Annotated in this window: 8 protein-coding genes and 1 pseudogene; 2 read left to right on the top strand and 7 right to left on the bottom strand. The window is 53.6% G+C overall.

Annotated features, from left to right (window positions below; translation table 11 throughout):
* Positions 1–249 precede the first annotated feature (249 nt).
* A pseudogene (locus ACHHZ7_RS24810) lies at positions 250–1,311 on the top strand (ISNCY family transposase); the annotation flags it as partial.
* 239 nt (positions 1,312–1,550) lie between these two features.
* Here the strand turns inward: ACHHZ7_RS24810 and ACHHZ7_RS24805 are convergent.
* From ACHHZ7_RS24805 to glgB, 7 genes are all read right to left on the bottom strand, one after another.
* The gene (locus tag ACHHZ7_RS24805) at positions 1,551–1,829 is read right to left on the bottom strand and encodes a hypothetical protein (RefSeq protein ID WP_004197671.1); all 279 of its coding nucleotides are present in this window, start codon (positions 1,827–1,829) and stop codon (positions 1,551–1,553) included.
* Between the two features lie 334 nt (positions 1,830–2,163).
* Positions 2,164–2,730 (bottom strand): LuxR C-terminal-related transcriptional regulator, encoded by a 567-nt coding sequence (locus ACHHZ7_RS24800; protein WP_004197678.1) that lies wholly within the window; start codon positions 2,728–2,730, stop codon positions 2,164–2,166.
* 124 nt (positions 2,731–2,854) lie between these two features.
* Entirely contained in the window at positions 2,855–4,498 is a 1,644-nt protein-coding gene (pgm, locus tag ACHHZ7_RS24795) for a phosphoglucomutase (alpha-D-glucose-1,6-bisphosphate-dependent) (protein WP_004197675.1), read from the bottom strand.
* Between the two features lie 113 nt (positions 4,499–4,611).
* Positions 4,612–7,059 carry a glycogen phosphorylase gene (gene glgP, locus ACHHZ7_RS24790; RefSeq protein ID WP_094543334.1) on the bottom strand — a complete coding sequence of 816 codons (2,448 nt, stop codon included), beginning with the start codon at positions 7,057–7,059 and terminating at the stop codon, positions 4,612–4,614.
* Between the two features lie 18 nt (positions 7,060–7,077).
* Entirely contained in the window at positions 7,078–8,511 is a 1,434-nt protein-coding gene (gene glgA / locus ACHHZ7_RS24785; RefSeq protein ID WP_004197677.1) for a glycogen synthase GlgA, read from the bottom strand.
* An 89-nt stretch (positions 8,512–8,600) separates the two neighbouring features.
* Complete coding sequence (gene glgC, locus ACHHZ7_RS24780; protein ID WP_015632388.1) at positions 8,601–9,884, bottom strand: glucose-1-phosphate adenylyltransferase; 1,284 nt, start codon at positions 9,882–9,884, stop codon at positions 8,601–8,603.
* Between the two features lie 129 nt (positions 9,885–10,013).
* Positions 10,014–12,206, bottom strand: coding sequence for a 1,4-alpha-glucan branching enzyme (gene glgB / locus ACHHZ7_RS24775; protein WP_004099052.1), 2,193 nt, complete (start codon positions 12,204–12,206; stop codon positions 10,014–10,016).
* A gap of 372 nt (positions 12,207–12,578) precedes the next feature.
* On the opposite strand from glgB, the gene ACHHZ7_RS24770 reads away from it, so the two are divergent.
* On the top strand, positions 12,579–12,673 hold a 95-nt coding region (locus tag ACHHZ7_RS24770; RefSeq protein ID WP_047353200.1), incomplete at its 3' end, for a hypothetical protein.

The following is a 12,673-nucleotide window of genomic DNA, read 5'->3' as shown; positions in this document are numbered from 1 at the left end:
AAGTCATTTGAGGCTAAAACATTGCTTAGTGCGGGCTTTCAGTTCATAGAGAAGAATGAATAATATCAATTATAACAATTGGTTATTTCCTTAGCGTACGTTTTCGTTCCATTGGCCCTCAGACCCCGACTTAGTTTATCAAGGGTATCATCGGGAAAAACCTCACTAACACAGAGGCTTATGTTAATTCATTAAAAACAGAAAGTTATCGTCTTGGCGTGGTTTTTTACATCATTGACCGTCAAACCCCTACGTAAGCTTATGACCCGGGATGGTTTATGGATCCCTCGTAAGTTACGGCCACCTCGTGTGCATCAGCCACGCCCACGTCGGGCCTGCACCGGCGAACTCATCCAGATTGATGGCAGTGAACATCGCTGGTTCGAGGACCGTGGTCCGGCCTGCACGCTGCTCGTTTACGTTGATGATGCAACAAGTCGGTTGATGCAGCTTCTGTTCGTCAGTTCGGAGTCCACGTTCACCTATTTTGAAGCCACCCGGGGATATCTGGAGCGCTACGGTAAGCCTCTGGCATTCTACAGCGACAAAGCCAGCGTCTTCAGGATCAACAACAAGCAGGCCACCGGCGGAGATGGCCAGACTCAGTTTGGTCGTGCCATGAACGAGCTGAATATCACTGGTATCTGTGCCAACACCAGTTCAGCCAAGGGGCGTGTTGAACGGGCTCATCTGACATTACAGGACCGCCTGGTCAAGGAACTGCGGCTCCGCGGTATCAGCACACCTGAGGCTGCAAACGCCTTTGCTGATGAGTTCATGGAAGATTACAACCGTCGGTTTGCAAAGCCGCCACGTCACGATTTTGACGTACATCGCCAGCTGGATAATGGCGAAAACCTGCAGGCGACATTCACCTGGCGCGAGCAGCGTAAGGTCTCGAAAAACCTGACATTACAGTATGATAAAAAGCTTTATCTGCTTGAAGATAATGAAGAAAACCGGCGTTTTCAGGGGAAGTACATCGAGGTATGGCAATACCCGGATGGTGACATTGAGCTCCGGGCCAGCGGCACTTCCCTGCCCTTTACCACTTACGACCGACTGGGAGAACTGGACCAGGGCGCCATCATCGACAACAAGCGTCTGGGACGTGCCCTGGAAATGATAAAGCTGGTTCAGGACAAACGGGACAACACCCGCTCACAGGCCCTGCCATCACTGGACGGCCAGACCTCACGCAGAAAGAAACAACCCGGCAAGAAATCACAACGAAGTCTGGACCATAACGACATGCTGGAAGCCCTGCAGCAACTTCAGACCCGGAGTAAAGACATCTTCGGCAAAGGCTGAAACATAACCTACATGCGGACATTTCAATTTAGATTGATGTTCAGGATAAACGCGATAACAACCGTTCACAGGCGATCCCTGCCGGTGATGGCTCTTTGCGGCGGCGCAGAAAACCAACAGAGAAATAATCGCAGCGCTCACTGAACGGCGACGACATGTTAGATGCGTTGAAGACATTGCAGTCACGTTCTGAGAAAAGTTCCAATGTTTAACGAGCGATTAAAAAATATATTAAATCATTATTCTCTCATTTCTCTGTTGCAATACTGACCTCCCAGGGCCTGTGTAATTCTGTCACCAAATAGTATCGTCAGACTACGATCATAGTAAATGGTTTCACCAGTGATAGATTCATGCTTTAATATTATCCCATAGCCATATCTTTCAAGCATATTCATACCCACCCTTGCCAAATTGTAAGAATAATTTATTCCCCAAATGGAACCATTTCTTCCTTCAAAAAACTCCGCTCTGTAATATCTTTTTAGAAATTCATAGTGTGCGTCTTCACTAAACATACCCCCTCCCGCTACAGAATTTACATAACAGTTTTTTATAATAAAAAGATGAAATGCATAAATATATATCCCGTTTTTCCTCTGCCGCCCACCATTCACAGATAGAGGATATAATCCTATATTATTTATTGTATGCTTAAATCATTTGATGACTATAGTTTCATATATTTTCATCATGTTAGCACCCATGATGTATGTTTATTTTTTCTGAAGCATACCAATAATCAAACCCCGTTCAACATAACAACATAAAATAATTTATAACAAATTTAGTTGAAACTTAATATATGAAATAGTGACTTTCCATAAGCAGATCATTAGTTTATAGGGCATCCTAACGATGCAGGCTCCTCCTGGCAAAACTGTCGATGATGAGATTTTTTTTGCGGTATATTCCACTTATTTTGGTGGTATTCAGTTTATGCAAAACAATACCGACAAAAGACTGAACCGTTTTTTTGGAGATCAGCAGGCTACGGGAAATTTCATCTATCGAATAACCATTTAAAATCATATTGATAACATGTGTTTCTCTTTTGGTAAATGACAACTTGTCCCTCTTCAGATTGATCCCCATTTTTTTAAACGCCTGCCTCATCATGAGATATTCATTACCGCTTAATTCAGTGTCAATGCATACCGCTTCACGCCCTGTCCCGCTCATTCCTGACGCCGGTTTTAATAAAAAGATAAGATTGACCGGTGAAATGTGTAGGTACTTGAGACGTTCGGCATCGCCGGTGTTCAGCTCTGACTCCACAATCACCACATCGCTGTTGCTGAAGGCAATATCGCTGACCCGTGAAAACACAACCCTGTTGACGGAGAGGCTGTTGTCGCTGAACATACATTTCAGACCTACAAGCATGAAATTATTATTGGTAATAACATAGATATTCATATAGTCCCCGCAGCAATACCTTTTGCGAAGCGTCCCGTTCCTTATGTTCTGACAAAGTGGTGCCTGTATTGGTGTCGCCGGGTAACTATGACGTACTCCGGCTCAGCGGAGTACGTCAACTGCTCTACTGGTGCGCCGCTAGCACGCTATTCACGATTTCCACCGCTTCTTTCTCGATCTGCTTGCGATGTGCTTCCCCGAGGAAGCTCTCGCAGTAGATCTTGTAAGCGTCTTCCGTACCTGACGGTCGGGCGGCGAACCAGCCGTTGTCGGTCATCACTTTCAGGCCACCAATCGATGCGCCGTTGCCCGGCGCGGCGGTCAGACGCGCAGTGATCGGGTCACCCGCCAGCTGACTGGCCCTGACCATTTCCGGCGACAGCTTCGACAGCACCGCTTTCTGTGCGGAAGTGGCCGAAGCCTGCAGCCGGTTATAGCTCGGCGCGCCGAAGCGGGCGGCCAGTTCGTCGTAGTGCTCCTGCGGGTTTTTACCGGTGACGGCGGTGATTTCCGCCGCCAGCAGGCACATGATGATCCCGTCTTTGTCGGTCGACCACGGCGTTCCGTCAAAACGCAGGAACGAGGCGCCCGCGCTCTCTTCTCCGCCGAAGCCGAAGCTGCCGTCGAACAGGCCGTCAACAAACCATTTAAAGCCCACCGGCACTTCAACCAGCCTGCGGCCGAGGTCGTTCACCACACGGTCGATCATCGCGGAAGAGACCAGCGTCTTGCCCACCGCCACATCCTGGCCCCACTGCGGGCGATGCTGGAACAGGTAGTTAATCGCCACCGCCAGATAGTGGTTCGGGTTCATCAGCCCTGCCGGCGTGACGATGCCGTGACGGTCATAATCTGGATCGTTAGCAAAAGCCAGGTCAAACTTATCGCGCAGCGCCAGCAGGCCCGCCATTGCGCACTCAGATGAGCAGTCCATGCGAATGGCGCCGTCTTTATCCAGATGCATAAAGCGGAAGGTTTGATCGACGTGATCGTTGACGATAGTCAGGTCGAGCTTGTAGTGCCCGGCAATACGTTTCCAGTATTCGATACCGGACCCGCCCAGCGGATCGATCCCGAGCTTGAGGCCGGCTTTCTGAATTGCCGCCATGTCGACGATATCCGCCAGCCCTTCGATAAACGGCTGTACCAGATCCTGCTTTTTAACATGACCGGATGCCAGTGCCGCATCGAGGGAGATGCGCCTGACGCCCTGCAGACCCGAGGCCAGCAGTTCGTTAGCGCGATTCTCTACCACTTTGGTGACGTTGGTATCCGCCGGGCCGCCGTTCGGCGGGTTGTACTTAATACCGCCATCTTCCGGCGGGTTATGAGACGGCGTGATCACGATGCCGTCTGCCAGCGGACCACCTTTTTTGTTGTGCACCAGGATGGCATTGGAAATGGCCGGCGTCGGGGTGAAACCGTTGTGTTCCTGCACGATAACATCAACGCCGTTGGCCGCCAGCACTTCCAGTACGGAAATAAAGGCCGGTTCGGAGAGCGCGTGGGTATCTTTACCCACGTAGCAGGGACCGGTAATCCCGTTCCTGGCGCGGTCTTCCGCAATCGCCTGCGCGATCGCCAGAATATGCTGCTCATTGAAGTTATGGCGCCCTGCACTGCCACGATGGCCAGAGGTACCAAACTTCACCGCATGCTCCGCGTTGCCCGCTTCCGGCCTCAGTACGTAGTACTGCGCGGTCAGCTGAGCGACGTTAATCAAATCACTCTGTTGTGCAGGCTCCCCTGCGCGTTTACTGTCCGTCATTTTTCTCTCCTGTCATATCCGTCAGGCTTATTTATGTGTTGCTGCCGGGTCGCTCATCGACGGGGCCGGTCTCCTGCCACCCGCCCCGGCGTTTCCTGGTTGTCAGTACGCGCTCAGAGTTGCGTTTTGTCGATATACCAGATCTTTTGCGCATACTCCCGCACCGTACGGTCCGATGAAAAATAGCCCATGTGGGTTATGTTGAGCATCGCTTTGGCGGTCCACTCTTCCGGGGTTCGGTAGAGCGCATCCACCTTGTCCTGACAGTCAACATAGCTGCGGTAATCGGCCAGCACCTGATAGTGGTCGCCAAAGTTGATCAGCGAATCCAGCAGACCGCGATAGCGGCCCGGCTCCTGTGGGCTGAACACCCCGGTCCCCATCTGGGTCAGCGCCTGGCGCAGCTCTTGATCCTGGTCGTAGTAATCATGCGGCTGGTAGCCGTTGCTGCGCAGCGCCTCGACCTCTGCAGCGGTATTACCGAAGATAAAGATATTGTCCTCACCCACGTGCTCCAACATCTCAACGTTGGCGCCGTCCAGCGTGCCAATGGTCAGCGCACCGTTGAGGGCGAACTTCATATTACTGGTCCCGGAGGCTTCAGTCCCTGCCAGCGAAATCTGCTCAGAAAGGTCCGCGGCCGGAATGATCATCTGCGCCAGACTGACGCTGTAGTTGGGAATGAACACCACCTTTAGTCTGTCGCCAATCTGCGGATCGCTGTTGATGACTTTGGCGACGTCGTTTATCAGATGGATGATCTGTTTTGCCGTGTGGTAAGCGGACGCGGCTTTGCCGGCGAAAATCACCACTCGCGGCACCCATTCGGCCTGCGGGTCCGCCTTGATACGGTTGTAGCGGGTGATCACATGCAGCACATTCATCAGCTGGCGTTTATATTCGTGGATCCGTTTAATTTGCACATCAAACAGCGCGTTCGGGTTCACCACCACGCCCAGCTGACGGGCGATATAATCGGCCAGACGCTGTTTATTCGCCAGTTTGGCGGCGCTGACGGCCTGGTTAACCAGCGGATAATCCTGATATTCCCCCATTTCGCTCAGCTGGCTTAAATCCGTTCGCCAGGTCTGGCCGATATGGCGGTCCAGAACCGCGGCAAGGGACGGGTTAGCGGCAGCCAGCCAGCGGCGCGGCGTGACGCCGTTAGTCACGTTGGTGAAGCGGCGCGGAAAGATTCTGGCGAAATCGGCAAATAGCGACTCCACCATCAGCCGGGAGTGCAGTTCCGACACGCCGTTAACCTTGTGACTGACCACTACCGCCAGCCAGGCCATCCGCACGCGGCGACCATTGGACTCATCAATAATCGAGGTCCGGCTCAGCAACGCCATATCATCGGGATAGTGCTCCTGCATCGTTTTCAGAAAATAGTCATTAATCTCGAAGATAATCTGCAAATGGCGCGGCAGGATTTTCCCCAGCATATCGACAGGCCAGGTCTCCAGCGCTTCGCTCATCAGGGTATGGTTGGTGTAGGAGAAGACCCGACAGGTCACCTCAAACGCGTCATCCCAGCTGAAGCGGTGTTCGTCAATCAGCAGACGCATCAGCTCCGGGATCGACAGCACCGGATGGGTGTCATTGAGGTGGATAGCAATTTTATCCGCCAGGTTGTCATAGGTTTGATACAGCTGGTAATGACGGGTGAGGATGTCCTGTACCGTCGCCGAAACAAGGAAATACTCCTGACGCAGGCGCAGTTCACGCCCGGAATAGGTCGAGTCGTCCGGGTAAAGCACGCGGGAAACGTTCTCAGAGTGGTTCTTATCCTCCACGGCGGCGAAATAGTCCCCCTGGTTAAATTTACCGAGATTAATTTCACTGCTGGCCTGGGCACTCCACAAACGCAGGGTGTTGGTGGCATCGGTGTCATAACCCGGGATAATCTGATCGTAGGCCACGGCAATAATTTCTTCGGTTTCCAGCCAGCGTGAGTTTTTGCCCTCATGTTGAACACGTCCGCCAAAGCGCACGGTATAGCGGGTTTTATGGCGCTCGAATTCCCACGGGTTACCGTACTCCAGCCAGTAGTCCGGTGACTCCATCTGCCGGCCGTCGATGATGTTTTGCTTGAACATACCGTAGTCGTAGCGGATACCATAGCCGCGGCCTGGCAGCCCCAGTGTGGCCAGGGAATCGAGAAAACAGGCCGCCAGACGACCGAGACCGCCGTTGCCCAGCCCCGGATCGTTCTCCTCATCAATCAGCTCTTCCAGATCCAGCCCCATCCCTGCCAGAGCCGTTTTCACATCCTCATAGATGCCCAGCGACAGTAAGGCATTAGAGAGGGTTCGGCCGATGAGAAACTCCATCGACAGATAATAAACCTGCCGGGCCTGCTGCGAGATCCGCGCCCGATGCGCCCGCAGCCAACGTTCTACCAGCCGATCGCGAACGGCGAACAGCGTGGCGTTGAGCCATTCATGTTTATTGGCAAGTGAGGGATCTTTACCAAGAATAAACATGAGCTTATAAGCGATAGCATGCTGTAGCGCTTCTTCATTCAGACTGGGTGAAATATAACTTAAGCGTGGTTCCATTTTTCTTATCCGTAGCAATTAAATAATACGCTGATACAACTGGTGGAAAGACTTAGCGGCAATTTGCCAGCTAAAATCCATGCTCATTGCCTGACGTTGCACGTACCGCCACAGCGATGGACGGGACCACAGGACAAAGGCCCGGTGGATGGCATGTAATAGTGATTCAGTCTCGCTGTCGGTAAACACAAATCCGCTCGCGATCCCGTCAGCAAGGTTTTCGAGCGAACAGTCGGCGACGGTATCCGCCAGTCCGCCGGTGCGACGAACCAGCGGCAATGTGCCGTAGCGAAGGCCATAGAGCTGGGTCAGACCGCAGGGTTCAAAACGGCTGGGCACCAGGATGACGTCGGCGCCGCCAATCATCTGATGCGACAGCGCCTCGTCGTAACCGATCCGGATACTCACCTGCCCGGAGTATTGCGCCGCAGCGGCAAGAAAACGGGCCTGCAAATCCGGGTCGCCGGATCCCAGTAGCGCCAGCTGCCCTCCCTGCGCAATGATTCCCGGCAGTGCGCCAAGGAGCAGATCCAGCCCCTTCTGGCTGGTGAGCCGGCTCACGACGGTGAACAACAGCGCCCGGCCGTCCTCCTTCAGCCCCAGCGTCGTCTGCAGCTGCTGCTTGTTCTTCGCTTTCTCAGCCAGCGAGTTCCGGTCGTAAGGCGCAGCCAGCAGCGGATCGCGGCGCGGATCCCAGATGCTTTCGTCGACGCCGTTAAGGATCCCCGACAGTCGCCCTTCCCGCTGACGTTGCCGCAGCAACTCTTCCAGACCGAACGCGTACTGCGGTTCGGTAATTTCACGGGCATACGTCGGGCTGACGGTGGTGATATGGTCAGCGAAATAGAGGCCCGCCTTAAGGAAGGAGATCTGTCCTTTAAACTCCACCCCATGCATCTGGAAGAATGACCACGGTAAAGCGATCTCCGCCATATGCCGGGCGAGGAACAAGCCCTGATAGGCAATGTTGTGCACCGTAAACACTGACCTGGCGGGGTTGCCGCGGGCGGCCAGATAAGCCGGCGTGAGGCCCGCATGCCAGTCATGGGCGTGGACGATTTCAGGCCGCCAGAACGGATCCAGACCGCCAGCAAGCTCAGCCGCGACCCAACTCAACAGCGCGAAACGCAGGACGTTATCGGGATAATCCTGCATCTGCGGGTCATGATAAGGATTACCCGGTCGGTCATAGAGATGCGGGGCATCAATCAGATAGATGCCCACGCCGTTAAAGTCGCCAAACAACAGCGTCATCGGCCCGGCGAAGGTCTCCCTGCTGGCCACCACCTGCGGTTCCCCTACTCCGTCGCGGATCGCGGGAAACCCCGGCAGCAGCACGCGGGTATCCACGCCCTCGGCTATTTGCGCCGCCGGGAGAGCACCGGTCACATCAGCCAGCCCCCCCGTTTTCAACAGAGGGAACATCTCCGCTCCTACATGTAAAACTCGCATGGATGCTCCTTAATTATTCAGGCATGAAGGCGACGCGATGCCAATGACGGCAATCACAGCTGCGGCAGCTTTTATTTCCGCCAACGGCTTCATAGTTCAAGTCGGTTCAGCATTTCTTTGGTAACCAGAACGATGCCTTCTTCCGAACGATAAAAGCGTCGCGCATCCTCAACGGCATTTTCGCCAATCACCGTCCCCTCCGGAATAACGCATCCCCGGTCGATCACGCAGCGTCTTATCCTGCAGGAGCGACCGACCCAGACGCCCGGTAATAAAACCGACGAATCAATATTACAGAACGAGTTAATCCGAACTCTGGAAAATAGAACCGACTGCACCACCACCGAGCCAGAAATAATACAGCCGCCGGAGACCAGAGAATTCATGGTCATGCCATGACTGCCGGAACGGTCCTGAACAAATTTGGCGCTGGGCAGCGATTCGACATAGGTACGGATAGGCCAGTTACGGTCATAAACGTCCAGCTCTGGCACTACTGAGGCTAAATCCAGATTCGCTTTCCAGTACGCCTCCAGGGTTCCGACATCGCGCCAGTATGGCTCGGCATTATTATCCGACTGAACGCAGGAGCGCGGGAACGGATGCGCATACGCTTCACCTGCCGCCGTTATCCTGGGAATAATATCTTTGCCAAAATCATGGGTGGAGTGTTCATCCCGATCGTCGTCTTCCAGCAGCTGGTAGAGATATTCCGCATCAAACACATAAATGCCCATACTGGCAAGCGAGCGGGTTTCATCGCCAGGAATGGTGGGCGGATTAGCCGGTTTTTCAACAAATTCAATGATTTTGTCATTCTCATCCACGGCCATGACGCCAAAAGCGCTTGCCTCTTCAACCGGGACCGGCAGGCAGGCCACGGTACAGCGCGCCCCTTTTTCAACGTGATCGAGCAGCATCCGCGAATAATCTTGTTTATAGATATGGTCCCCGGCCAGAATAACGACATATTCCGCATCATAGCGGCGGATAATATCCAGATTCTGGGTCACGGCATCCGCCGTCCCCCGATACCAGTTCTCACCATGCACCCGCTGCTGCGCCGGTAATAAATCCACGAACTCATTCATTTCTTCGTTAAAGAATGCCCAGCCGCGTTGAATATGCTGCACCAGTGAATGGGACTGATATTGTGTAATGACCCCGATACGTCTTATTCCGGAGTTAATACAATTCGATAAAGCAAAATCAATAATTCTGAATTTACCGCCGAAATGCACCGCAGGTTTTGCGCGAATAGTGGTCAGGTCTTTTAATCGTGTGCCACGTCCGCCGGCGAGGATCAGGGCCACGGATTTAAGCGGTAACTGGCGCGACAGCATTAAGTTGTCAGTATATTCAAGTTTACTCATAATAATGTCCTGCTATTAAATAAAAGCCATAAAAGAAAATAATGAAGAAAAAGCCTCACTCTTCTGCAAAATAATTCAGAAGTGATCACCTCCGGTAATAAGTCAGCTGCAATAAATCAGCTGCGCGTTTTATTGCCCTGCAGATTCCCGTACCAGCCAGATTGTCGCCAGCGGCGGCAGAGTCACCGACAGCGAATGCTCCCGACCGTGGCTGGCGATCGCCTCGCTTGCCACGCAGCCGCCGTTGCCGGTGTTGCTCCCGTGGTAGTGCATCGAGTCGGTGTTCAGCTCTTCACGCCAGCGCCCCGGCTGGTTAATCCCGAAGCGATAGCCGTGACGCGGTACTGGCGTGAAGTTGCTCGCCACGATTATCTCGTTCCCGGCTTTATCGCGACGGACAAAGATAAACACCGACCGTTCATGGTCATCCACAACAAGCCATTCAAAGCCGTAGGGGTCAAAATCCAGTTCGTGCAGTGCCTTATGGTGGCGATAGGTATGGTTCAGATCGCGCACCAGACGCTGCACCCCGTGATGCCAGTTGTCGCCCCCTTCCAGCAGATGCCAGTCGAGGCTGGCGTCGTGGTTCCACTCCCGCCCCTGGGCAAACTCGTTGCCCATAAACAGCAGCTTTTTACCGGGGAAGGCAAACAGCCAGCCGTAGTAGGCGCGCAGGTTGGCGAACTTCTGCCAGGCATCGCCAGGCATCCGGTCAAGAATCGATTTTTTGCCGTGAACCACTTCATCGTGTGACAGCGGCAACACGAAGTTTTCGGTGTAGTTGTAGAGCATCCCGAAGGTCATCTTGTCGTGATGATAACGACGATAGATGGGATCGAGCTGCATATAGTCGAGGGTGTCATGCATCCAGCCGAGGTTCCATTTGAACCAGAAGCCAAGACCGCCCGTCGAAGACGGTCGTGTAACCCCGGCGAAGTCGGTGGACTCCTCCGCCATCGTGACCGCTCCCGGCGTCTGCTCACCGAGCACACGGTTGGTATTGCGCAGAAATTCAATCGCTTCGAGGTTTTCCCGGCCGCCGTACTCATTGGGCACCCACTCCCCCTCTTTGCGGCTGTAGTCGCGGTAGATCATTGACGCAACCGCATCCACGCGCAGGGCGTCGATCCCGAAGCGTTCAATCCAGTACAGCGCGTTCCCGACCAGAAAGTTGCTGACTTCACGGCGACCGTAGTTGTAGATCAGCGTATTCCAGTCCTGGTGATAACCTTCTCGCGGGTCGCTGTGTTCATACAACGCGGTGCCGTCGAACGATGCCAGCGCAAAGTCATCCGACGGGAAGTGGCCCGGCACCCAGTCGAGGATCACGTTCAGACCCGCGGCATGGGCAGCATTCAGGAAGTAGCGGAAGTCTTCACGGGTACCAAAACGGCGGGTCGGCGCGTACAGCCCGGTGGGCTGATAGCCCCAGCTGCCGTCGAACGGATGTTCGTTTACCGGCAGCAGCTCCAGATGGGTGAAGCCCATCCACTTCGCGTAAGGCACCAGCTGGTCCGCCAGCTCGCGGTAGCTGAGCCAGAAATGGTTATCGGCGTGGCGGCGCCACGAGCCAAGGTGCACTTCATAAATCGAAATCGGTGCATCAAACTGGTTGGCCTGCTGACGGGACTGTGGCTGTTCGACCTTTTCCGGCATGCCGCAGATAAGCGACGCGCTTTCCGGGCGCATCTGTGCCTCAAAGGCATACGGGTCGGATTTCACCCGCAGGTGGCCGTGGGCGTCAATCAGCTCGAACTTATACAGCTGGCCGTTATGCGCGCCGGGGACAAACAGCTCCCAGATGCCGGACTCTTTGCGCAGACGCATCGGGTGGCGGCGGCCGTCCCAGTAGTTGAACTGTCCGACCACCGACACACGACGGGCGTTCGGCGCCCAGACGGAAAAACGCGTCCCGGTGACGCCGTCCATGGTGTCGGCATGGGCTCCCAGCGTCTCGTAGGGCCGCAGATGAGTCCCTTCAGCGAGCAGCCAGGCATCAAGCTCCTGCAGCAGCGGGCCAAAGCGATAGGGGTCGTCAATCAGGTTTTGCTGACCGTGCCAGGTGACGGCCAGCTGGTAACGAAAAGGATTTTTCCGGCGCGGCAGAACGCCGCTAAAGAACCCGCGTGTGTCGAGGCATTCGAGTTTACCGACTTTGCGCCCGGTTTTCGGTTCAATCACCCATACATCGGTGGCATCGGGTAATAATGCGCGCACTTCCAGACCCGCATCGGTTGAGTGCATGCCAAGCACGGAAAATGGATCGGAACAATGACCTGCGAGAAGTGCGGAGATCGCACTTTTTTCATTATAATCAGACATGGCAGTCACCCTACTATCATCCTGCGGAAAGAATTAAAACGCCTCTTCCTGCTTTATTGATCCGGTAATATTCCGCTGCATGCTACGCATCGAAATATCAACACGTTATTCCAGAGCCTTAAGACATGTCGGTTGTCCACAAATAGAGAGTGATTAACCTCCTGAGAAGTGAGTTAAATGCGCTGTACGACTTCTGTATTATCTGTCTTCAGAATAATTACTCCTGATTTTCTTTCTGTGAGTAAACACTCATTTCTATATTAATGGGGAAACTAATTTTTATTTCGTCACGAATGATGAGTTTCCTTCTGCTGAATTCGTCAGATCGTATATAAAAAAAGGCTTTGTTGAATAAATCGAACTTTTGCTGAGTTGAAGGATCAGATCACGCATCTTCCCGACAACGCAGACCGTTCCGTGGCAAAGCAAAAGTTCAAAATCACCAACTGGCCCACCTACAATAAAGC

The sequence above is a fragment of the Citrobacter freundii complex sp. 2024EL-00216 genome, from assembly GCF_043945515.1.
In the GTDB taxonomy this organism is placed as follows: Bacteria; Pseudomonadota; Gammaproteobacteria; order Enterobacterales; family Enterobacteriaceae; genus Citrobacter; species Citrobacter portucalensis.
Note: the sequence above shows the minus strand (reverse complement) of the source record. Positions and strands in the feature narration are given on the sequence as shown.

Excerpts from the sequence above, each read along its gene's own strand:
- glgC (WP_015632388.1), bottom strand. The coding sequence starts at position 9,884 with ATGAGTAAACTTGAATATACTGACAACTTAATGCTGTCGCGCCAGTTA.
- glgA (WP_004197677.1), bottom strand. The coding sequence starts at position 8,511 with ATGCGAGTTTTACATGTAGGAGCGGAGATGTTCCCTCTGTTGAAAACG.
- glgP (WP_094543334.1), bottom strand. The coding sequence starts at position 7,059 with ATGGAACCACGCTTAAGTTATATTTCACCCAGTCTGAATGAAGAAGCG.
- ACHHZ7_RS24805 (WP_004197671.1), bottom strand. The coding sequence starts at position 1,829 with ATGTTTAGTGAAGACGCACACTATGAATTTCTAAAAAGATATTACAGA.
- ACHHZ7_RS24800 (WP_004197678.1), bottom strand. The coding sequence starts at position 2,730 with ATGAATATCTATGTTATTACCAATAATAATTTCATGCTTGTAGGTCTG.
- glgB (WP_004099052.1), bottom strand. The coding sequence starts at position 12,206 with ATGTCTGATTATAATGAAAAAAGTGCGATCTCCGCACTTCTCGCAGGT.
- pgm (WP_004197675.1), bottom strand. The coding sequence starts at position 4,498 with ATGACGGACAGTAAACGCGCAGGGGAGCCTGCACAACAGAGTGATTTG.